General features: G+C 71.5%; 17 protein-coding genes. 11 read left to right on the top strand and 6 right to left on the bottom strand.

All coding sequences use genetic code 11. The features are described from left to right. Positions 1–43: 43 nt before the first annotated feature. Both Dfulv_RS08945 and Dfulv_RS08940 read right to left on the bottom strand, forming a co-directional pair. Positions 44–1,228 (bottom strand): extracellular solute-binding protein, encoded by a 1,185-nt coding sequence (locus Dfulv_RS08945; RefSeq protein ID WP_259862174.1) that lies wholly within the window; start codon positions 1,226–1,228, stop codon positions 44–46. A gap of 1,235 nt (positions 1,229–2,463) precedes the next feature. Next, positions 2,464–3,009: a plasmid pRiA4b ORF-3 family protein gene (locus tag Dfulv_RS08940; RefSeq protein WP_259862173.1), complete on the bottom strand. Its 546-nt coding sequence runs from the start codon at positions 3,007–3,009 to the stop codon at positions 2,464–2,466. 186 nt (positions 3,010–3,195) lie between these two features. Here Dfulv_RS08940 and Dfulv_RS08935 point away from each other — a divergent pair, with 186 nt between their 5' ends. The 8 genes from Dfulv_RS08935 (at position 3,196) to Dfulv_RS08900 (ending at position 14,069) form a co-directional block, all read left to right on the top strand. After that, on the top strand, positions 3,196–3,918 hold the full coding sequence (locus Dfulv_RS08935; protein ID WP_406568008.1) for a pyrimidine reductase family protein: 723 nt from the start codon (positions 3,196–3,198) through the stop codon (positions 3,916–3,918). A 199-nt stretch (positions 3,919–4,117) separates the two neighbouring features. After that, positions 4,118–5,887, top strand: a complete 1,770-nt coding sequence (locus tag Dfulv_RS08930) for an ATP-binding protein (RefSeq protein WP_259862172.1) — start codon at positions 4,118–4,120, stop codon at positions 5,885–5,887. A gap of 14 nt (positions 5,888–5,901) precedes the next feature. Beyond that, complete coding sequence (locus Dfulv_RS08925; RefSeq protein ID WP_259862171.1) at positions 5,902–7,050, top strand: exonuclease SbcCD subunit D; 1,149 nt, start codon at positions 5,902–5,904, stop codon at positions 7,048–7,050. Continuing rightward, positions 7,047–9,524 carry an AAA family ATPase gene (locus Dfulv_RS08920; protein WP_259862170.1) on the top strand — a complete coding sequence of 826 codons (2,478 nt, stop codon included), beginning with the start codon at positions 7,047–7,049 and terminating at the stop codon, positions 9,522–9,524. Before Dfulv_RS08925 ends, Dfulv_RS08920 begins: the two co-directional genes overlap by 4 nt. Beyond that, positions 9,521–10,465 (top strand): hypothetical protein, encoded by a 945-nt coding sequence (locus Dfulv_RS08915; RefSeq protein ID WP_259862169.1) that lies wholly within the window; start codon positions 9,521–9,523, stop codon positions 10,463–10,465. Before Dfulv_RS08920 ends, Dfulv_RS08915 begins: the two co-directional genes overlap by 4 nt. Next, entirely contained in the window at positions 10,462–11,358 is an 897-nt protein-coding gene (locus Dfulv_RS08910) for a DNA-3-methyladenine glycosylase family protein (RefSeq protein WP_406567951.1), read from the top strand. The genes Dfulv_RS08915 and Dfulv_RS08910 overlap by 4 nt, the downstream gene beginning before the upstream one ends. A 33-nt stretch (positions 11,359–11,391) precedes the next feature. Then, the gene (locus Dfulv_RS08905) at positions 11,392–12,510 is read left to right on the top strand and encodes an ATP-dependent DNA ligase (RefSeq protein ID WP_259862168.1); all 1,119 of its coding nucleotides are present in this window, start codon (positions 11,392–11,394) and stop codon (positions 12,508–12,510) included. Positions 12,511–12,548: 38 nt separating this feature from the next. Then, the gene (locus Dfulv_RS08900) at positions 12,549–14,069 is read left to right on the top strand and encodes an alpha/beta hydrolase (protein ID WP_259862167.1); all 1,521 of its coding nucleotides are present in this window, start codon (positions 12,549–12,551) and stop codon (positions 14,067–14,069) included. Positions 14,070–14,285: 216 nt separating this feature from the next. On the opposite strand, the gene ligD is transcribed toward Dfulv_RS08900, so the two are convergent. Beyond that, the gene (gene ligD, locus Dfulv_RS08895) at positions 14,286–15,308 is read right to left on the bottom strand and encodes a non-homologous end-joining DNA ligase (RefSeq protein ID WP_259862166.1); all 1,023 of its coding nucleotides are present in this window, start codon (positions 15,306–15,308) and stop codon (positions 14,286–14,288) included. A 40-nt stretch (positions 15,309–15,348) separates the two neighbouring features. Beyond that, positions 15,349–16,257 carry a hypothetical protein gene (locus Dfulv_RS08890; protein WP_259862165.1) on the bottom strand — a complete coding sequence of 303 codons (909 nt, stop codon included), beginning with the start codon at positions 16,255–16,257 and terminating at the stop codon, positions 15,349–15,351. 202 nt (positions 16,258–16,459) lie between these two features. On the opposite strand from Dfulv_RS08890, the gene msrB reads away from it, so the two are divergent. Next, positions 16,460–16,867, top strand: a complete 408-nt coding sequence (gene msrB / locus Dfulv_RS08885) for a peptide-methionine (R)-S-oxide reductase MsrB (RefSeq protein WP_259862164.1) — start codon at positions 16,460–16,462, stop codon at positions 16,865–16,867. Positions 16,868–16,916: 49 nt separating this feature from the next. On the opposite strand, the gene Dfulv_RS08880 is transcribed toward msrB, so the two are convergent. Continuing rightward, positions 16,917–17,681, bottom strand: a complete 765-nt coding sequence (locus tag Dfulv_RS08880; RefSeq protein ID WP_259862163.1) for an ABC transporter permease — start codon at positions 17,679–17,681, stop codon at positions 16,917–16,919. Beyond that, on the bottom strand, positions 17,674–18,621 hold the full coding sequence (locus Dfulv_RS08875) for an ATP-binding cassette domain-containing protein (protein ID WP_259862162.1): 948 nt from the start codon (positions 18,619–18,621) through the stop codon (positions 17,674–17,676). The genes Dfulv_RS08880 and Dfulv_RS08875 overlap by 8 nt, the downstream gene beginning before the upstream one ends. 99 nt (positions 18,622–18,720) lie before the next feature. On the opposite strand from Dfulv_RS08875, the gene Dfulv_RS08870 reads away from it, so the two are divergent. Together Dfulv_RS08870 and Dfulv_RS08865 are read left to right on the top strand one after the other, a co-directional pair. Further along, complete coding sequence (locus tag Dfulv_RS08870) at positions 18,721–19,554, top strand: TetR/AcrR family transcriptional regulator (protein ID WP_259862161.1); 834 nt, start codon at positions 18,721–18,723, stop codon at positions 19,552–19,554. A 57-nt stretch (positions 19,555–19,611) separates the two neighbouring features. Beyond that, positions 19,612–21,957 (top strand): hypothetical protein, encoded by a 2,346-nt coding sequence (locus tag Dfulv_RS08865; RefSeq protein ID WP_259862160.1) that lies wholly within the window; start codon positions 19,612–19,614, stop codon positions 21,955–21,957. The last annotated feature ends 2 nt before the right edge of the window (positions 21,958–21,959 follow it).

The following is a 21,959-nucleotide window of genomic DNA, read 5'->3' as shown; positions in this document are numbered from 1 at the left end:
GACTCGCGTGGACGCCACCTCCACCCTCTTCAAGCGGACTCGATCAGTCCTCGGCCAGCGCCTTGCTGTCCTTGATGCCCTTCTCCCAGCCCTGCTGGGCGGTGAGCTTGCCCTGCTCGGCGGCCTGCATGGCCGGCTCGAGGCCGTTCTCCCACATGGCCTGGTGATTCGGGCCCAGGTAGATCGGCTTGAGGTCCTTCGCCGCACCGGCGTAGATCTGGCCGACGGGGGCGTTGTTGAAGTAGTCGTTGGTCGCACCGGTCAGCGTCGGGTCGGCGAGCGCGGAGACCGAGGAGGGCAGCGGGCCGGCCTCCTTGAACGCGGCCAGGCCACCGTCCTTGCCGGTCAGGTACTTGACGAGCTCGAACGCCTGCTTCTTGTGCTTGCTCTGCTCGGGGATCGCCAGGTAGGAACCGCCCCAGTTGCCGCCCTTACCGGGGATGGTGGCGATGTCCCAGTTGTTCTTGCCGGCGTCGCCCGCCCGCTCCTTGATCACACCGGTGTACCACGGCGGGCACGGCACGGTCGCGAACGCGGCGTTCTTGAACGCGGCGTCCCAGTCCGCCTGCCAGCGCTGCAGCTTGGCGGTCAGGCCCTTGGCGGCCATGTCCATGCCCAGGTCGTAGGCGTCCTTGACCGCCTTGTTGGTGTCACCGACGTACTTGTCGCTCTTGTCGTAGAACCAGGTGTCGCTGTTCTGCATGATGTACGGCTGCATGATCGAGGTGGCCGAGTCGACCCACGCCGCGCCGGTGTTCTTGGCCTTGAAGGCCTCGCCCTGCTTGGCGTAGGCCTGCCACGTCGGCCAGAGCTTGCTGACCTCGTCGCGGCTGGTGGGCAGGCCGGCCTTCTGGAACAGGTCCGTGCGGTAGCACATGGCCAGCGGGCCGACGTCGGTGCCGAGACCGACGAGCTTCTTGCCGTCCGCGGTGAAGGCGTTCTTCCACTTGAACGCCAGGTACTCGCTCTCGAGCGACGACGCGCCCAGGTCGAGCAGGTTGGCGAAGCCCTTGTTGTCCTTGAGGTACTGCAGGAGCATGCCCTCTTCGAGCATGACCACGTCACTCGCGCCGCTGCCTGCGGAGATCTGCTGGGCCAGCTTCGGCACGAAGTCCTTGGTCTGGCCTTCGTTCTTCACGTTGACCTTGATGTTCGGGTTCTTCGCCGCGAAGTCCTTGACCGCCTGCGTGAAGCCGGGCGTGCCGAAGTAGGACAGCGAAATGGTCACCGGCCCGGTGCCGTCGGCACTGGGCTCATCGTTCTTTGCGCTGCACGCTCCCATACCGAGGGCAAGCCCTGCGGTGAGCGTTGCCGCAGCGATCGAACGCAGGCGGCGCGAGGTGACGCTCATCCTGACCCCTCTCTCAGGTCGTGATGGGTGTGGGTGTGGGGGGTGTGATGCGTGGGCGACAGGGCCTGGTGCCGGTCCCCTGTCGGGGTCTGGCGGGCATGCGAATTGATGCCCCCACGGCTGCGGGGTGTGGCACCTGCCACAGCCTCGGGAGCGCTCCCACGAGCGTGGACCGCAAACGCCGACGTGTCAATGGGGCAATGGGAGCGTTCCCATTTCGTTACCGCGAGATTTCGACATCCTAGCTTGTCCGGCTTTGCGGGATTTGTCGCCGACGGCTCCCTACCTGAAGGGCCGCCCGTCGTCCAGCCGTGCAGCATCGATGAACGTCGCCGACAGCCAGTCCCATCCATCGACGCTCAACACTCTTATTCGATCGATGTTCCTCACTGGCTATCCATCGATGGCAGCGCATCTTGAGATGGGCTCGAAGACCGCCGCGAACTCGTGGGCGAGGTAGGCCATCATCGATCGGCATCGCCGTGTGGCATCCGGCCGGAGCACCCTTGCGCCAGGACGAAAACCGCCAGTCCCCGACCTGCCCAGCGGCCCACGACCAGCACAACCGGCAGGGCGATCAGCGCGCGAAGCGACCAGGCGACCAACACACGAAACGGCCAGGCGACCAACGCACGAAGCATCTGGCGGCCCGCACGACCGGCCGGCGACCAGCAACGAAGCGTCCGCCGGTCCGCGCACCACCGACCGGCTCAGGCCCGCCACCGCAACGCGCACACACCGCCGACCCGGGCCGCTGACCGCACCTGGACGCGCAACGGGTGGGCCCTGTCGTGAAAGATTCATCCGACCATCGAGTTGACCTTGGTGGGATTCCGTGGTCAGGGCCACGGAATCCCACCAAGGTCAACGTCGGTCGAGCGCCAACAGCGCCACGCCAACCGCCAACAGCGCCGCGCCGCGCCAGCAGCACCACGCCACGCCAACCGCCAACAGCGCCACGTCGGTCGAGCGCCAACAGCACCACGCCACACCAACCGCCAACAGCGCCACGTCGGTCGAGCCCCAGCAGCGCCACGCCAACCGCCAACAGCGCCACGTCGGCCGAGCGCCAGCAGCGCCACCAGCGCAGTGTCACGCTGAGTGCAACAAGGTCACGTCATCCGGCGCAACAGGGCCGTGGCGCGCGACGCGTCGAACCGTGTCGCGTCGAAGTCGCGGCCCAGCCACTCGCGCATCGAGGCGTGGTCGGGGTGCGCCGGATCGCCGTAGGCGGTGAGGAAGTCGTGGTAGCCGTCCGGGCCGCCGATGTCGTCCGGCGGGCAGGCCCGCTCGCCGCCGACGCACATCGGGTAGCGGGTGTCCAGATCAGCCGGTACGACGTCCTCGACCGCGATCTCATGCTCCCACCAGTCGCCGAAATCGTACGTGTACCGCAGCCGCGCGCCCTTCTGCGCCACGGCGTCCAGGCGTGCGTCGAGCTCGTCGCGGACCTCGAGCAGGCCGTCGGGGTCCGGCACGCCGAACTGCACGCCGCTGATGTCGAACACGTGCAGGTGCCGGTCGCTCCAGCCCATCGCGAACTGCACGACCCGGTGCACCCGGTCCAGTGTGAAGCCGCCGGGCACCAGCACCCGCCGCCAGACGGGTGGTTCGACGCCGTCGAGGGCGATCCGCAGTTGGTAGATCAAGCGTGCCATGGTGCAGTCATTGTTGACCGTGCGGGGCGGGCGGCGCACGCTGAAAGTGTGATCTGTCCAGCGTGTCGGGAGAAACGACACGACGAGTGCCCCGGTCGCAGCCACTGCGACTGCCAGCACCGCGAGCCCGTGCCGACACCGCCGGTCACCGGACCGCCGGGCGAGTGAGGCGAGTAGGGGCAGTAGATTCGGCGAGTGCAGCAACTGTGGCCCACCACGGCCGATCCCGTTGACCTGACCGCGCTCTACCGGGTCGGGCAGAGCCCGTGGCTGCGGCTCAACTTCGTGTCGAGCCTCGACGGCGCGGGCACCGTCGAGGGCAGGTCCGAGGGCCTGTCGAGCCCGGAGGACAAACGGGTCTTCGGCATCCTGCGCATGCTGTGCGACGCGCTCGTGGTCGGCGCCGGCACCCTGCGCGAGGAGGGTTACCGGGCGCTGCGCCTCGACGAGGAGCGCCGGGCGTGGCGGCGGGCCAACGGCCTGGCGGAGTATCCGACGCTGGTCGTCGTCTCCGGCCGCGCCGACCTCGACCCGGCGCACCCCGCGCTCGCCGACGCGCCGGTCCGGCCGATCATCGTCACGCGCTCGGCCACCGAGCCGGACGACGGACTCACCGAGGTGGCCGACGTCGTGCGCCACGGCGACGACCGGGTCGACCTGGCCGCCGCGGTCGCCGACCTGCACGGGCGCGGGCTCCGGCAACTGCTGAGCGAGGGCGGCCCGCAGCTGTTCGGGTCACTCACCGCAGCGGGGCTGGTCGACGAGCTGTGCCTCACCCTGTCGCCACTGCTGGCCGGTCCGGGCCCCGATCGGATCATCGCCGGCCCACCGCTGGCAACCCCCGAGCGCCTCACGCTGCGTCACGTCCTGCTCGCGGAAGGACAGCTGATGCTGCGGTACTCGCGATAGGCCGCGATCCACACCCTGTCCACAACGCCGCCCACAGCCCTGTGGAAAACCCACCCCAACCCTGTGGACAACAGCGTGCTGCATCCGGTTTTGTCCGCATTTTGAATCATGAAACCGTTCACCGTTGGCGTGGTGGCTTCGACCCGCTGGCGGTCTTGAGGCACGATGCACAGGCGAACACATGTACTGGGGGTCCACGATGGAGGACGAGACAGCCACCGATGCGGACGGGCCCGTCGTCGGCCGGGTGCTCGGTACCGCCGACGCGACCCCGCTGACGTTCTGGGTGGCCGTCGAGGACGGCGCCTACCTGCAACTCGATGACGTCGTCGTCACGGATCGTGAGCTTCCCGGGCACGACCCGGTGAAGATCGCCGGCGTCGTGACCGCCGTCCGCGCGCGGCACGAGGGCGTCGTGTTCGACTCCGACGTGTTCCTCGTCGCCGACGGCACGCTCCCGGCGACGATCCAGGAGGCCGCCGAGATCACCACCACCCGGGTCGACCCGGAGGTCTACGTGCCGCCGACGCCGGGCGCGCTGGTCCACCGGGCGCGGGGCGAGGCACGGGCCGGCGCCCTGTACTTCGACCGCATGGACCGCACCGTCCCGATGGGCTTCGGCCGCGACGGCGCGCCCATGTTCCTCAACGCCGACTTCCTCGACGGCACCCGGGGCGCACACGTGTCGATCTCCGGCATCTCCGGCGTGGCGACGAAAACCAGCTTCGCGACGTTCCTGCTCTACTCGGTCTTCCGCTCGGGCGTGCTCGGCGGCGCCGGCGAGACCGCCAACACCCGCGCGCTCATCTTCAACGTCAAGGGCGAGGACCTGCTGTTCCTCGACCACCCGAACAGCCGCCTCGACCGGGCGACCGAGGACAGCTACGCGCGGCTCGGCCTGATCGCCGGCCCCTTCCCCGACGTGCGGGTCTACGCGCCGCCGCGGGCCGGCGACTCCAGCGGCACGCCCGACGTCAGCAGCCGGCTGTCCGGCGTGGACCCGTTCTACTGGACGCTGGCGGAGTTCTGCACCGACCGGCTGCTGCCGTACGTGTTCGCCGACGCCGACGACGAGCGCCAGCAGTACACGATGGTCGTCCACTCGGTGACCGCTCACCTGGCGCGCACCGCGCAGCCGGCCGAGGGCGGGGTCGCGATCGACGGCACCCGCCTGAACTCCTACGCGGACCTCGTCGACTTCGTCGTCGAGCAGCTCAACGACGACGCCACGCGCGGCCAGTGGGCGGGCAGCGCCGTCGGCCTCGGCACGGTCAACGCCTTCGCCCGGCGGCTCATCGGCAGCAAGAAGGACCTCTCCCGGCTGATCCGCGGCGACCTCGCGGTGCGCAGGCCGCACCAGATCAACACCGCGGAGAGCGCTCAGGTGACCGTGGTCGACCTGCACAACCTGCCGGACCGCGCGCAGCGGTTCGTCGTCGGCGTGACCCTGCGGACCGAGTTCGAGCGCAAGGAGAAGGCCGGCACCGCCAAGCCGCTGCTGTTCGTGGTGCTCGACGAGCTGAACAAGTACGCACCGCGGGAGGGCACCAGCCCGATCAAGGAGGTGCTGCTCGACATCGCCGAGCGCGGCCGCTCCCTCGGCGTGGTGCTCATCGGCGCGCAGCAGACCGCGAGCGAGGTCGAGCGGCGGATCGTGGCCAACTCCGCGATCCGGGTCGTCGGCCGCCTCGACCCCGCCGAGGCCTCCCGCCCGGAGTACGGCTTCCTCCCCCCGGCCCAGCGCCAGCGCGCCCTGCTGGCCAAGCCCGGCACCATGTTCGTCTCGCAGCCGGAGATCCCGGTGCCGCTGTGCATCGAGTTCCCGTTCCCGTCGTGGGCGACCCGCCCCGGCGAGGCGGGTGCGGCGCCGAGCTCGACCCTGCGCTCGATCGTGCAGGCCGGCGACCCGTTCGCGATGGCGGCCCGGGTCGGTGGCGGCGGCATCTCCGACGACGACATCCCGTTCTAGAAAGGGGAGACCGGGTGCGGATCCTGCACACCTCGGACTGGCACGTCGGCAAGGTCCTCAAGGGCCAGTCCCGGGCCGCCGACCACATCTCGGCGCTCAACGCGCTGGTCGAGGTCGCCAAGGCCGAGCAGCCCGACCTGGTGATCGTCGCCGGTGACCTCTACGACACGGCCAGCCCGACCGCCGACTCGACACGGATCGTCACACGCGGGCTGTCGGCGCTGCGCCGCACCGGCGCCGAGGTCGTCGTCATCGGCGGCAACCACGACAACGGCCCGGCCCTCGACGCGCTGCGGCCCTGGGCGGACGCGGCCGGGATCACCGTCCGCGGCGCCGTCGGCCGGCCCGAGGAGCACCTCGTCACCGGGACGACGAAGGGCGGCGAGGAGTGGCGGCTCGTCGCGCTGCCGTTCGTCTCCCAGCGGTACGCGCTGCGGGCCAGCGAGATGTTCGACCTGAGCGCCGCCGAGGCCGTCCAGTCGTACGCGAGCGCCATCGGTCAGCTGATCTCGGTGCTGGCCAAGGGGTTCGGCGACGGCACGGTCAACCTCGTCACCGGCCACCTCACCGTCATCGGCGCGACGATGGGCGGCGGTGAGCGCGAGGCGCACACCATCATGGGCTACGCCGTGCCGGCCGGGGTCTTCCCGTCGTCGGCGCACTACGTCGCGCTCGGGCACCTGCACCGGGCGCAGGCGGTCAACGGCCCCTGCCCGATCCGGTACAGCGGCAGTCCCCTGCCGATCGACTTCGGCGAGGAGGAGAATCTCTCGACCGCCTGCGTCGTCGACGTCACCGCGACGACCGCGGCCCGGGCACGGGAGATCCCCCTGCCGGTCGCGACCCCGCTGCGGACCGTCCGGGGCACGCTCGCCCAGCTGTCCACATTGGACACGGGTGACGCGTGGCTGCGGGTGTACGTGCAGGAGCCGCCGCGGGCGGGCCTGCGCGAAGAGGTCCAGGAGCTGCTGCCGAAGGCACTCGAGGTACGCATCGATCCCAAACTGCTGCCCGACCCGAAGGCCGCGGACAGCTCGTCCGGCGCCCGTGCCGGACGGTCGCCCGGTGAGCTGTTCGCCGACTACCTCGGCCAGCGGGGACACGCCGACGAGGCGACCGTATCCCTGTTCCACCGGCTGCACGACGAGGTGGTGTCCTCATGAGGCCGATCCGCCTGGACCTCGACGGGTTCACCGTCTTCCGGGAACCGACGACCGTCGACTTCACCGACACCGACTTCTTCGCCCTCGTCGGGCCGACCGGCTCGGGCAAGTCGACCGTCCTCGACGCGATCTGCTTCGCGCTCTACGGCACCGTCCCGCGCTGGGGCGACCGGCGGGCCATCGCCAACGCGCTCGCCCCGTCGGCCGTTGAGGCCAAGGTCCGGCTGGTCTTCGAGTCGGCCGGGGTGCGGTACGTGCTGTCCCGGGTCGTCCGCCGGGACAGCAAGGGCGCGGTGACCACCAAGCACGCCGGCCTCGAGGCCCTGGCACCCGGTCTCGACCTGGGCAAGCTGGCCTACGGCCTGACCGCCGACGACGTCGCGGAGGTGCTCGCCGGCACACCGGGCGAGGTCGACGAGGCGATCCAGGCCGTCGTCGGGCTCCCCTACGAGCAGTTCACCAAGTGCGTCGTGCTGCCGCAGGGCGAGTTCGCGGCGTTCCTGCACGCCAAGCCGGCCGAACGGCAGAAGATCCTGGTCAACCTGCTCGGCCTGGACGTGTACGGGCACATCCGCGAGAAGGCCGCCACGCTCGGCACCACCGCCGACGCGAAGCTGAAGGTGCTCGACCAGCAGCTCACCGCGCTGTCCGACGTCGACGACGCGGCCCTGGTCGCGGCGCAGGGCCGGGTCGAGACGCTGCGGGCGCTCGTCGAGCGGGTCGAGCGCATCGCGCCGCAGCTCACCGACTCGGGCCGGCTCGCGGCGCAGGCGGCGGAGGCGCTCGCCGCGCTCGACACCCAGATCGGCCAGCTCACCGCGGTCGCCGTCCCGGCCGAGGCGCCGACGCTGGCCGCGGCCGCCGCGACGGCCCGCGCCGCGGTCGCCGAGGCGCTCGACGGGTCCCGGGCCACCGAGGAGCAGGAGGAGAAGCTGCGCGGCGAACTGCAGGCGGCCGGGGACGCCGCGGCGCTGCGCCGGCTGCTCGACACCCACGGCGAGCGCGCGACGCTCGCCGTCGAGGCCGCCTCGGTCCAGGGCGCGGTCGAGCGGGCCGAGCGTGAGCACACCGCCGCGGTCGACGCCCTCGCCGGGGTCAAGGTGCAGGCGGCCGACGCGCTGGCCGCGTTGGAGGCGGCACGGGAGGCTTACCAGACCGCGGTCGCCGTCGACCGGGCGGTCGCGCTCCGGCCGCACCTGCGGGCCGGCGAGGAGTGCCCGGTGTGCACGCAGACCGTGCACGCGGTGCCGGACGTCCCGCACGACTCGGCGGTCGCCGCGGCCGAGGCCGCCGGGAAGACGGCCCGCAAGCGCAGCGAGGCCGCCGACAAGATCGTCGCCGAGCACGACCGCACGGTCCGCGAGCTCGACCGGGCGCTCGCGACCGCCAAGGCCCACGCCCAGCAGGTCGACGCGCGGCTCGCCGCGCTGGACAAGGCGCTCGACGGGGCGCCGGCCCCCGAGGCGCTGCGGCGCGACCTCGACGCGATCGCGAAGCTCGGCAGGGCACTGGAGAAGGCCGGCGCGGAGGTCCGCAAGGCGCGCGAGGCGCACCGCAAGGCGTCCACGACCGCCGACCGGGCCGAGGAGCGGCTGCGCGCCGCCTGGCGCTCGTTCGACAGCGCCCGGGACGCGCTCGCGGCGTACGCGCCGCCGCCCGCGAACCGCGAGGACCTCGCCGACGCCTGGGCCACGCTGACCGCCTGGGCGACCGGCGAGGCGGGCCGCCGCCGGGCCGGCCGGCAGGCCGCCGTCGACGAGCTGAAGTCGGCCGAGCACCGGGTGGGCGACGTCCGGCAGGAACTGCTGACCGTGTTCGCCGACGCCGGGCTGCCCGCGCCGGGCGGGGAGCCGGCGCGGGAGGCGGCCGTCGCGCTGGAGCGGGCCGACGCGGCGCTGCGGCGGATCGAGGAGCGGCGCGCCGACGCGGAGCGGATCCGCGGGCAGCGCGACGAGGTCGCCAAGGAGAGCCAGGTCGCCAAGGCGCTCGCCCAGCACCTGCGGGCCGACCGGTTCGAGCGCTGGCTGCTCGCCGAGGCCCTGGACACGCTCGTCGACGGCGCCTCGCGGACCCTGCGGGAGCTCTCCAACGGTCAGTACGACCTGGGCCACGAGAAGGGTGAGTTCTTCGTCGTCGACCACCACGACGCCGGGCTGCGCCGGGCGGTGCGGACGCTGTCGGGCGGCGAGACGTTCCAGGCGTCGCTCGCGCTCGCACTGGCGCTCTCCGACCAGCTGGCCGGCATGTCGGCGTCCGGGGCGAGCCTCGAGTCGATCGTCCTCGACGAGGGCTTCGGCACGCTCGACGCGACCACGCTCGACACCGTCGCGGCGACGTTGGAGAACCTGGCCGCGCGCGGTGACCGGATGGTCGGCGTGGTGACCCACGTCGGGGCGCTGGCCGAACGGATCCCGGTGCGGTTCGAGGTCCGGCGGGACGCCCGTACAGCCCACATCGAGAGGGTCGGCCTGTGAAGCTCCACGTCGACGCCTGGGACCCCGCCTACGGCAGCGCGTTCGACGCCGCCGAAGGGCCCGGGGGCCCGCAGGCGCAGAGCAGCGCGCAGATCCAGGCCGACGTCGAGCTGCCCGCCGCCGCGTGGCGCCCGATCGAGCCGACACCGGGCCTGCGGCCACCCGGCACCGTGCTCATCGTCGACGGCGTGCAGCGGGTCGACGCCCGGGTCTGGGTCACCGACGACGAGGGCACCACGCATCCGGGCGTCGCGGCGTCGTACGCGGCCGGGGTCGTCCGCTGCGACCTCGACCGGGGAGTCGCGCAGGTCGCCACCACACGGATCGAGCGCGGGCTGTTCACGCCGCTCGACCCGCTGCCGCCGATCGTGGCGGGCACCATCCGCTACCCGGCGCGGCGGGTGTCCCGGGGTGAGCCGAAGGACCTGGCGCTGGGCGTACAACGGCACATGCGTGCGCTCGAGGTCGGTGTGTCGAACGAGGAGCGGACCGACGGCGACCTGCTGATCGTCGACGGGCCCCTGCAGGAGCGCGCGCACCTGCCGCGGGCGCTGGGCTACATCAAGACGCACCAGAAGGAGTACCTCCCGGCCGACCTGACGGCGGTCGTGACCACGCTGCGCGCGGGGCAGCGCTCGCCGGTGTTCCTGCTGGGCACGTCGTGGCACAGGTTCGCGTGGTACCTGCGGCTGCCCGGGCCGGCCGGGTCGCCGTGGACCGGGCTCGTGCGGGCGGAGTGCGCGGCGGACCTGGCGCCGGCCGACGCCGTCGCCCTGGCCGACCTGTCGGCGGTGACGCTCCCCCGGTTCGCCTCGACGGCGTACAAGGACCCGAGGGCGCCGCAGAATCTCATCCCGATCGCGGGTCTGGAGCGTAAACTTCGCACCATGCTCGGCGACGCCCGGCTGCTGCACCGTGCCCTGTCCCGGGCGGCGGCGTGAGGTTCGCGGCCCCGGCGCGGTATGACTTCGCGGGCACCCTGCACGGCCTGGCGGTCATCCACGGTGACCCCACACTCTCGGTCGGTTCCCGCGAGGCCTGGTTCGCCACGCGCACCCCGGACGGGCCGGGCACGCTGCACCTGACGTTCTCCGACGGTTTTGTCCACGCGGAGGCGTTCGGGCCCGGGGCCGACTGGCTCATGGCGCGCGCCGACGCCGTCGCGGGGCTGCGCGACGACCTCACCGGCTTCCCCGAGCTGGCCCGCCGGCACCCGCTCGTCGCGCGGCTCGCCCACGAGCACGCCGGGCTGCGGATGGGCGCGACCGGCCGGATCTTCCACCACCTGGTCCCGGCGATCCTCTACCAGAAGGTCACCGGCATCGAGGCACAGCAGGGGTACCGGAAGGTGCTGCGCCACTTCACGACCGAGCCCGCACCGGGCCCGTTCGCCCGGCTGCGGCTGCCACCGGATCCGGAGGCGGTGGCCGCCACGCCGTACTGGGTGTTCCACCCCTTCGGCATCGAGCAGAAGCGGGCCGAGACGCTGCGCCGGGCCGCGGCGCAGGCCGCCGCGCTGGAGCGCTCCCCCGACGCGACCGCCGCGACCGCGCGGCTGGTCAGCATCCGGGGCATCGGGCCGTGGACGGCCGCCGAGGTGACCCGGGTGGCGTTCGGCGATCCCGACGCGGTGTCGGTCGGCGACTACCACCTCAAGAACGTGGTCGCGTACGCACTCACCGGCGCGGCCCGCGGCACCGACGAGCACATGCTGGAGCTGCTCGCGCCGTACGCCGGGCACCGCGGCCGGGTCTGCACGCTTTTCGCCGCCGCGGGCATCGGCGCACCGCGGTTCGGCCCGCGGATGCCCCTGCGGTCGTTCGCGCGATTCTGAAAGTTGTCGTACCTGTGTGGTTGACTGGTCCTCGTGGAACTGCCCGTCATGCCGCCTGTCGAGCCCATGCTGGCCAAGAGCATCCCGAGCCTGCCCAGCACCTCCGGCACGAGCTATGAGCCGAAGTGGGACGGCTTCCGCTGCATCGTCTTCCGCGACGGCGACGAGGTCGAGCTGGCCAGCCGTGGCGGCAAGACCCTGACGCGATACTTCCCCGAGGTCGTCGACCAGGTCCGTGCCCAGCTGCCCGAGCGCTGCGTGGTCGACGGCGAGATCATCGTGATCCGGCGCGACAGCGGTGCGCCGCGGCTCGACTTCGAGCTGCTCGGCCAGCGGATTCATCCGGCGGCGAGCCGGGTGCGGATGCTCGCGGAGCACACGCCCGCGTCGTTCGTGGCCTTCGACCTGCTGGCGCTCGGCGACGAGTCGCTCATGGAGCAGGGATACGCGAAGCGGCGCGCCGTGCTCGTCGAGGCGCTGGCCGCGGTCCGGCCGCCCGTGCACGTCACGCCGGTGACGACCGACCTCGACACCGCCCGCGACTGGTTCGAGCGCTTCGAGGGCGCCGGGCTCGACGGCGTCATCGCGAAGCCCGCCGACGGGGTCTACGAGCCGGGCAAGCGCACCATGTTCAAGATCAAGCACGCCCGCACCGCCGACGTGGTCGTCGCCGGGTTCCGCTGGCACAAGGACGGGCCGATCGTCGGCTCGCTCCTGCTGGGGCTCTATGACGACGAGGGGCGCCTGCACCACGTCGGCGTCTCCGCCTCGTTCACGCGGGAGCGGCGCGCCGAGCTGGTCGAGGAGCTCGCGCAATACCGGGAGAACATCGTCGACCACCCGTGGAACTGGGCAGGTCAGGAGGCCGGCAGCGCCGCCGCGAGCATCGACTCGGTGCCGGCCGGCGACGCGGCGACGCGGCTGCCCGGCGGGGTGAGCCGCTGGACCGGCAAGAAGGACCTGTCGTTCGTTCCGCTGCGGCCCGAGCTGGTGGTCGAGGTGGGTTACGACGCGATGGAGGGCGACCGGTTCCGCCACACCGCGCAGTTCAAGCGCCGGCGGCCCGACCGGGAACCGCGCTCCTGCACCTATGAGCAGCTCGACCGCCCGGTGCGGTTCGACGTCGAGAGCGTGCTGGCAGGGCGTCCTTGATCCCGTCGCGGTTCGCTCGCCTGATCCCGCTCCTGGTCGTGGTGGTTCTGCTGGGCGGCTGCGTCACGCCCGACGCGAGGTGGACCGTCCCGACGGCCGGCCGGCCGCTGGGCAGCCCCTCGGCGCGCCCGTCGGCGTCCAGTTCGGGCGTGCCGATCGCGCCGGCCGACTGGCAGCCGTGCCCCGACGCCTACAAGGCGATCTTCCCCAAGCCACCGCAAAACGTGTCGTTCTCCTGCGCGACCGTGAAGGTGCCGCAGGACTGGAACAACCCGAAGGGCTCCGGCACGTTCGACATCGCGCTGGTCCGCGGCCGCTCGACCACGCAGCGGGACCGGGTCGGCTCGCTGTTCATCAACCCGGGCGGCCCCGGCGCGTCCGGCTTCGAATACGCGGTCTACCGGTCCGTCTACCTGCCGGCCGAGGTGGTGCGGCGCTTCGACGTCATCGGCTTCGACCCGCGCGGCATCGGCCGGTCGTCGCCGGTGAAGTGCTTCTCCGACGCCGACCTCGACGCCAACTTCGGCATCGACCCCGATCCGGTCAGCGACGCCCAGTTCCAGCAGAGTGTCGCGCTGGCCCGGCGGCTCGCACAGAGCTGCGGCGACAAATACGGTGACACGCTGCGCTACTTCTCCACCGAGCAGACCGTCCGCGACATGGACGCGCTGCGCGCGGCCGTCGGCGAGGAGAAGCTGACCTACCTCGGCTACAGCTACGGCACCCTGCTCGGCGCGGTTTATGCGCAGCTGTTCCCGAAGAACGTGCGGGCCCTGGTCCTCGACGGCGCGGTCGACCCGACGCTGTCGACGCAGGACTCGGCGGAGAAGCAGGCGGCCGGCTTCGAGCTGGCGTTCACCAACTTCACCAACTGGTGCCGGGACAACGCGTCCTCGTGCCCGATCGGGCCGGACGCCCGCGCGGTGGTCACCAAGGCGATCGCCGACGCGCGGGCGGCGCCGGTGAAGGGCCAGGGCGGGCGCACGGCGACGGCCGGCTGGGTGTTCACGGCGGTGGTGTCCTCGCTCTACAGCGAGTCGAGCTGGCGCACGCTCGCGCAGGCGATGCAGGACCTGCAATCGGGCAAGCCGGACAAGATGTTCGCCCTCGCCGACTCCTATGCGGATCGGGATCCCAGCGGAAAGTACAACAACATGTTCGACGCCAACGCGGCGGTCGGCTGCACGGACAGCGACGACACCCCGACCCTCGAGCAGGCGCGGGCCTTGCAGGCACAGTGGCGGCAGAAGTACCCGTTGTTCGGCGGTTCGCTGGCCCTCAACCTGATCTGCGCGCAATGGCCGGGCAAGCGCGACCCGTATCCGACCGGCGCCGCCACCGGCTCCGCCCCGATCGTCGTCATCGGCACGCTGGGCGACCCCGCCACGCCGTATGAGCAGGCGCCCGCCCTGGCCAAGATGCTCGGCGTCGGCACGCTGGTCACCTGGAAGGGCGAGGGCCACACGGCCTACCCCAAGACCGGCTGCATCATCGACGCCGTCAACCGCTACTTGATCGACCTCCGCGTCCCGCCAGCCAACCTGACCTGCGACAAGTAGCCCTCCGCCTGTTGCGCAATTCGGATCCCTCGCGCGTCAACCCCGACAACCGCGCTGATCTTGGAGTTGTGGTGCTTGACAAACCCGGACAAATTCGGAGGTTCATGGCGCCACAACTCCAAGATCGGCGCGTAGTTGGGCCGCCAACACTGTCCCAGCGAATTACGCAACAGGCTCCCTGGCGACCGGAAGTGTCCCTCGATCATGAGTCGGGCGTCACGAGGGGTCGGGAGCTGGGCGTCGCGCGCGGCTGGGCTGGACGCGCATCGGTTCGCCCTCCATCTTCGGGTACTCCGGAGGGTAGGGTTTGTCGCCCTCGCCGTTGGCGGCGTCGCGCTCGGCCCATTCCAGCAACGGTGTGATGTCGTGCGCCACGTCGTTGATGCCGGCGTGAGGGTCGCCGAGTTTGGCGATCCGCTCGGGGACCGTGCGCAGGTCGAAGTCGTCGGGCTCGACGTCGGAGAGCTCATCCCACCGTAGCGGGGTCGAGGCCGTCGCCCTCGCGTTGGCGCGCAGCGAATAGGCGCAGGCGATCGTCCTGTCCCGCGCCATCTGGTTGTAGTCGATGAACACCCGCTCGCCGCGCTCCTCCTTCCACCAGCTTGTCGTCGCCAGGTCCGGGCGGCGGCGTTCGACCTCGCGGGCGAGTGCGATGAGCGCGCGCCGCGCCTCGACGAAGGTCCATTGTGGACGGATCCGCAGGTAGACGTGGATGCCCCGGCCGCCCGAAGTCTTCGGCCAGCCGACGAACCCCAGCTCGTCGAGCACCGCCTTCAGCTCACCGGCCACGACAGCCGCGTCGGCGAAGTCGGTGCCCGGCTGCGGATCGAGATCGATGCGCAGCTCGTCGGGGTGGTCGACGGCACTCCCGCGCACCGGCCACGGGTGAAAGACGATCGTGCCCATCTGCGCGGCCCACGCCACGTGGGCGAGGTCGGCGGGGCACAGCTCGTCGGCCTTGCGGCCGCTCGGAAACGTGATCTGCGCCGTCTCGATCCAGCCCGGCACGCCCCGGGTCGGCACCCGCTTCTGGAAGAACATCTCCCCGCCGACGCCTTCCGGGAACCGCTGCAGCGTCGTGGGCCGGTTGCCGAGGGCGCGCATGATGCCGTCGCTGACGGCGAGGTAGTACTCGAAGACGTCGCGCTTCGTGAAGCCACGCTCAGGGAAGTACACCTTGTCGGGGCTGGTCAGCCGGACCGGCCGCCCCGCCACTTCGATCTCCAGCGCATTGGCCATGTCATGGACCATAACCCGCGCGGCCCCGCCGGGGAGGCCGTCAGCCCCGGCGGCTCGGCTGCGGACTGGGCCGACGGCGGTGGGCGGTCAGGGATCGGTGCCGGGCGGCACCGGTTTTCGGCCCACGATCCCGCGGCGACGGCACCTGCGTCGGCTCGGACTCCTCGCCCCGGTCACCGAGGCGGGTGAGACACAGGACGCCGGCGCCCCCGATGATGAACGCGAACCCGATCGTGGTCATGAGCGGGGACGACATCCCGGTGACCGGGAGTTCGCCGGCCACGACGCCGGTGTCGGCCGCCCCCGCGACGCCGGTCGCGTTGCCGGAGGTGCCGCCGGTGCCGGAGCCGCCCGGCACACCGGCCGCCCCGCCGCTGTTGCCCTGCCCGGCACCGCCACCGGGGACACTCCCACCGGGGGTGCCGTTGCCGGTACCACCGCCCGGGATGCCACCGCCGGGAGTGCCGGTACCACCGCCCGGGATGCCGCCGCCGGGAGTGCCGGCACCACCGCCCGGCGTGCCGTTGCCGGTGCCGCCGCCGGGAACACCGTTGCCGCTGCCACCCGGGCCGCCACCACCGGGGAAACCGCTGCCGGAACCGCCCGGCCCGCCGTAACCGCCGTTGCCATGACCGCCGGAGCCGTGCCCGCCGGAGCCGTAACCGCCGGAGCCCTGACCACCGGAGCCACCGGTTCCGTGAGCGCTCCCGTAGGAGCTGTCGGGGTTCCAGTCGCCCCAGGTCCGGGTGGCCGGGCCGGCGTCGCCGTAGCCTGCCGCGCCGGGATACGACGTCTCCGAGCACAGTTCCAACGCGCTGGGCAGCAGCCCGCTACAGTCGCCGGCCCGGTGCTCCTGCGGCGACGGTGCCGCATGGGCAGCCGCCGCCAGCGGGGTGATGCCCGCGGCGCCCACCGCGCCCACCGCAACAGCCTTGTAGAGCAGCCTCATCGTTGTCGTACCCCGATCATCACCCGGTGTGTCAGCAGAGCCGTTGTGCGAAGAAAGTCCGAATAGCGGCTTTCCAGCAGCTCAACGAGCCGGCACCCGGGAACGACGCGCCGAAGCCCGGCGAAATCCTGGAGCGGGCAGTCCTGACCGGCGTTCGAAAGCCGTAATGGTCGCCGCACAGGGCCGGGCTTACCGTTGAGGCATGACCGAGCCACTTGTCAGCCTGCCCACGACCGACGAGGAATGGCGGGCGCGGCTGTCCCCGGACGAGTTCCGGGTGCTGCGCCGCGCCGGCACCGAGGCGCCGTGGAGCGGCGAATACGTCGACACCAAGACCGAGGGCATCTATCGCTGCCGGGCGTGCGGCGAGCAACTGTTCGAGAGTGACACCAAGTTCGACTCGCACTGCGGCTGGCCGTCGTTCGACGACGCCATCCCGGGCACCGTCAAGGAGATCGAGGACCGCTCGCACGGCATGGTCCGCACCGAGATCCGCTGCGCCCGCTGCGACTCGCACCTCGGGCACGTGTTCCGCGGCGAGCGGATGACCGCCAAGAACACCCGCCACTGCGTCAACTCCCTGTCGATCCGACTCGACCCGAAGCCGTAGGCAGCACCGAACGGCACATGGCCCCGAAGGCGACCATGTGCCGTTCTGCTCAGGCGCGGGTCCGCGCGCGGAACAGCACCGCCGACGCGACGATCGACACCAGCAGGATGCCGGCACACCACGCCGCCGCCCGCCACGGCGCGTCACCCACCGGCTGGTCGAGCAGGAGACCGCGGAGACTTTCGGTGATGGGCGTGACCGGCTGGTTGCTCGCGAAGCCGCGCAGCCAGGAGGGCATCGTGCCGATCGGCACGAAGGCGCTGCTGGCATACGGCAGGAAGGTGATGAAGAAGGTGTAGCCGCTCGCCGCCTCCGGCGAGCGGGCCAGCATGCCCAGCGCCGCGGCGAACCACGAGACCGCGGCGATGACCAGCAGAAGGATCCCGGCGGCGGCGAGCCACTGCCCCGCGTCGGCCTGCGGGCGGAACCCGAGCAGGAACGCGACGCCGAAGACCAGCACGCTCGACAGCACGTTGCGTGCCACGCTCGCGGTCACGTGCCCGGCCAGGATGGCCGCGCCGCCGACGTCGAGCGACCGCAGGCGGTCGACGATGCCGCCGGCCAGGTCGTTGGCGACGGAGACCGCAGTCATGGACGAGCCGAACGACACGCAGAGCAGCATGATGCCGGGCACGACGTAGGTGACGTATTCCGTGCCGGTCTGGATGGCGCCGCCGAAGAGGTAGACGAAGACCACCATCAGCATCACCGGCAGCGCCAGGGCGAGGATCAGGCCGTCGACGTTGCGCCGGCTGAGCCGCAGCGAGCGGCCACCCATCGTCAGCCATTGCGCGGCAGCGGTTGCGCTAGACACGGGTGGGCTCCTTCGCGGTGCCGGTGAGGGACAGGAAGACGTCGTCGAGCGTCGCGCTGTGCAGCGAGAATCGGCGGACCGCCGAATGGTGCGGGTCGATCTCGTCGAGCACGGCACGGACGTGCGCGGCACTGCCGTCGGTGGTGACGCCGACGGTGAGCCGGTCGGGGTCGCTCTGCACCACCCGGGCGCCGAGGTGCTCGACCACGGCCCGCCAGGTGGTGAGGTCGTCGAGGTCCAGGTCGAGCCGCTGGTCGCCGAAGCGGCGCTTGAGCTCGGCCGGGCTGCCCTCGGCGACCACGCGGCCGTGGTCGACCACGGCGATGCGGTCGGCGAGCAGGTCTGCCTCTTCGAGGTACTGCGTGGTGAGAAATACGGTGACTCCGGAGTCCACGAGTCCGGCGATAACCTCCCACATCGCCTGCCGGCTGGGTAGGTCGAGCCCGGTCGTGGGCTCGTCCAGGAAGATCACCGCGGGCTGCGCGACCAGGCCGGCGGCGAGGTCGAGGCGGCGCCGCATGCCGCCGGAGTAGGTGCCGGCCGCCCGGCTCGCCGCGGCGGTCAGGTCGAACCGTTCGAGCAGCTCCGCCGCGCGGCGGCGGGCGTCGGCCCGGGACAGGCCGCTCAGCCGGCCCATCATCCGCAGGTTCTCGGCGCCGGTCTGGAGGTCATCGACCGCTGCGTATTGCCCCGTGAGGCTGATGCGCGATCGGACGAGACGACGCTGTTCCACCACGTCGTGACCCGCGACCCGGGCGCGGCCCGCGTCGGGGCGCAGGAGCGTCGCCAGGATGCGCACCGTGGTGGTCTTGCCCGCGCCATTGGGCCCGAGCAGCGAAAACACCGTGCCGGGGGCGACCCGTAGGTCGACACCGGTAAGGACCTTGACCGTCCCGTAGGACTTCGCGAGGCCGGTGGCCTCGATCGCGAGGTCTGCCATGACCCATCCCCCTGGATCGTTAACTGCGTATGACATACGCGCTTCTGCGTAAGTTATACGCAGAAGTAGGATCCGAAGTCAATGGCGAAAAGAGCGGACGTGCACGAAGAGACCTCGCAAGAGACAGGGCAGGACACCGACCAGGTCCTCGATCGCCTCCCGGCGAGCCTGGCCGCGGCGTGGGGGCTGCGCGCCCGGCCCGGCAAGGGGCCCAAGCCGGGCCTCACCCTGGAGCGGATCGTGGCCGCGGGCGTCAAGATCGCGGAGACCGAGGGTCTCGGCGCGGTCTCGATGGGACGGGTCGCGACGGAGCTCGGCGCCGCGACCATGTCGCTGTACCGCTACGTGACCGCCAAGGGCGAGTTGCTCGACCTGATGGTCGACGCGGCGGCCGGTCAGCCGCCGGCGGCCGAGCCGGGCGAGGACTGGCGCAGCGGACTCCACCGGTTCGCCCACGCCCACCTCGCGCTGCTGCGCCGTCATCCGTGGGTCATGCGCGTGGCGATCGGCGGCCCGCCGGTGACCCCCAACCAGATCGCCTGGATGGATCGCGGCCTGAGCATCCTTCGCGGCACGGGACTCCGCGAATACGAGAAGTTGTCCACGATTCTGACGCTCATCGGCCTGGTGCGGCACTGGGCGCAGATCACCGCCGACATGTCCGCGGCGGCGCAGGCAGCCGGCGAGACGTCGGACGAGGCGATGCTGGGCTACGGACAGCTGCTCACGCGACTCGTCGACCCGCGGCGCTTTCCGGCCGTCGGCGACCTCATCGCCTCCGGCATCCTCGACCTGCCGGCGGGGGATCCGGACGAGGACTTCGAATTCGGGCTCGAGCGATTGATGGACGGCATCGCCGTGCTCATCCGCCGGCGCGACGAGGGCGGCGAGTGTGCCGACGAAGCGCAGCCTGACCCCACCGTCACACGTTGAGAAGGTACGACGGTCATTTTCGAGGAACGGGCGGATCGCGTGACAGCAACGGTGGAAATGCCCACGCCGAAGGCCATCACCGCGGCACCGGCCAACCGCCGGCTGCTCGCCTGGGCGCCCCCGGCCGCCGTCGCGGTGATCATCACCGCCGGTCTCGCCTACTACGGCGTGCTGCTGCCCACCATCGCGATCTTCGCGGTGTACCTCGCCCTCGGCGTCATCCTTCCGGGCACGCTCATCTGGCGGGGCATCCGCGGCCGGTCGGGGTGGTTCGTGGAGGACGTGGCCGCCGGTCTCGCGGTCGGTTATTCGTGTGAAGTTCTCGTCTACATCGTGTGCCGCTGGCTCGGCCTCCCGCTCCTCACCGTGGCGTGGGCCGTCGCGACCGTCGCCGCCTTCGCGGCGGTGCCGAGGCTGCGCCGGCACTGGCGCGGCAGCGATCGGCCGGAGGACCGCACCCCGTTCTGGTGGTCGCTGATCCTCTCGGCGGCGGCCGTGATCCTCTTCTACTGGAGCTGCGTCCGGTTCTTCCGCACCCACGACCTGGTCGAGCCGGGCTCGCGCGCCCCGGATGCCGACTCACCGTTCCACCTCGCCCTGCTCGGCGAGGCGAAGCACCACATGCCGCTGATGTCACCCTGGCTGCCGGACCAGCCGGTGCTGTACCACTGGTTCGTCTACGCCGAGATGGCCGCCACCTCGTGGATCACCGGCATCGAGCCGCATACGCTGCTCATCCGTCTCTCACCGCTGCCGATGATCATCGGCTTCCTGGTGCTCGTCGGCGTGCTCGGCAGGCGGCTCACCGGCAAGTACTGGGCGGGCGCCGCGGCCGCGGTGATCACGTTCTTCGCACTGACGCCCGCGCCGTACCGGTGGCGGCTGAACGGCTGGTTCTCCACCTTCGCCACCAACGCCTACGAGGACGGCTCGTCGCTGCGGGCCCAGTTGTGGACCAGCCCCACCCAGACCTTCGGCGCCGTCCTCTTCGCCGCCCTGGCGCTCGTGCTGGTCGAGGCGCTGGCCGAGAGCACCCGCCTGCGCTGGGCACTCGTCGTGCTGCTGACCGCGGCGGTCACCGGCGCCAAGGCGACCTTCCTGCCGATGCTGCTCGCCGGCCTGCTGCTCGTCGTCGTGACCCGGGTCCTGACCCGCCGGCGTGTCCACCGGGGCGCGCTGTTCGCCGCCGGCCTGACCTTCGTCGCGCTGCTCTTCGCGCAGTTCGTGCTGTTCGGCGGCGCCGCGCAGGGCATGGCGATCGACCCGCTGCACTTCGCGCAGATCTCCGGCGCGCCGTTTTCGACCGGCTTCGCCCAGCCCGACCCCTCCCCCGCACTGTGGCGGCTCGTCTTCGTCACGCTGATCACGCTGCTCTGCTGGGCCTTCATCTGGCCCGGGCTGCTCGGCCTCGCGCGACTCGTCAAGGGCCGCCGGCCCGATCTGCGGATCGCCGCCGATCCGGTCATCCTCATGCTCGGCATCGGCCTTTCCGGCGTCGGCGCGCTGATGATCTTCGGACACGACGGCGGCGCCGAGGGCTGGTTCATGGTCTCCGGCCGCCCGTATCTCTCCCTCGCGGCGGCGGTCGGCCTCGCTCTCGTCATGCCGCCCGGCCTGCCCCGGCGCCGCACGCTGATCGCGGTCTACGGTGCCGTGGCCACCGGGGCGCTCATCATGATCGGCGTGCGCGGACTGGGCTCGCAGCGCACCCCCAGGATCACGGTCACCGGCGGCTACGTGGCCACCGCCTGGCAGCTCGTCTGGCCGTACCTGCTGATCACCGCCCTGGTGGGCGTCGTGGTGTTCGTCATTCACCGCTCCCGCCGCCTTCCCGCGAAGCAGACGCTCGTCGCGGCGGTGCTCACCGGCGTCTGCCTGGTCGGCACCGCCGTCCACCTCTACCTGACCAGCCGCGAGGCCTCGACGACCGGCTTCCGCGGTGTCACGCTGTCCGACCGGTACATCACCCCGGGCAGCGAGAAGGCCGGGCGCTGGCTGCGCGACCACTCCGACCCGGACGACATGGTCGCCACCAACGCGCACTGCCTGATCGGCAAGGACCGCCCGGAGGGCTGCGACAACCGGCACTTCTCCCTGTCCGCCTACACCGAGCGCCGGTTCCTGGTCGAAAGCTGGGGCTTCACCAACCGCACGCACGAAATGGCGGCGGAGACGAAACTCAACGCCGTCTACGTCCCGTTCTGGGACGAGCAGAAGCTGGCCGACAACGACGCGGCGTTCCACGATCCGTCGGCCGCCACGATCGGCAAGCTGCACGACGTGTACAAGGTCCGGTGGCTGATGGTGGACGAAACCTACGAGACGCCGAACCCCGGCCTGGCCGATGTTGCGAAGTTCCGATTCCGGGCGGGCGGGATCGCCGTCTACGAGATCGAGCGCTGAGG

The organism is Dactylosporangium fulvum, from assembly GCF_025137375.1.
Lineage (GTDB): Bacteria > Actinomycetota > Actinomycetes > Mycobacteriales > Micromonosporaceae > Dactylosporangium > Dactylosporangium fulvum.
This window is presented reverse-complemented; position numbering and strand designations above follow the sequence as displayed.

Bases quoted from the DNA above. Each gene is read 5' to 3' on its own strand.
- Dfulv_RS08940 (WP_259862173.1), bottom strand. From the start codon at position 3,009: ATGGCACGCTTGATCTACCAACTGCGGATCGCCCTCGACGGCGTCGAA.
- Dfulv_RS08930 (WP_259862172.1), top strand. From the start codon at position 4,118: ATGGAGGACGAGACAGCCACCGATGCGGACGGGCCCGTCGTCGGCCGG.
- Dfulv_RS08920 (WP_259862170.1), top strand. From the start codon at position 7,047: ATGAGGCCGATCCGCCTGGACCTCGACGGGTTCACCGTCTTCCGGGAA.
- ligD (WP_259862166.1), bottom strand. From the start codon at position 15,308: ATGGCCAATGCGCTGGAGATCGAAGTGGCGGGGCGGCCGGTCCGGCTG.
- Dfulv_RS08890 (WP_259862165.1), bottom strand. From the start codon at position 16,257: ATGAGGCTGCTCTACAAGGCTGTTGCGGTGGGCGCGGTGGGCGCCGCG.
- msrB (WP_259862164.1), top strand. From the start codon at position 16,460: ATGACCGAGCCACTTGTCAGCCTGCCCACGACCGACGAGGAATGGCGG.
- Dfulv_RS08875 (WP_259862162.1), bottom strand. From the start codon at position 18,621: ATGGCAGACCTCGCGATCGAGGCCACCGGCCTCGCGAAGTCCTACGGG.
- Dfulv_RS08865 (WP_259862160.1), top strand. From the start codon at position 19,612: ATGCCCACGCCGAAGGCCATCACCGCGGCACCGGCCAACCGCCGGCTG.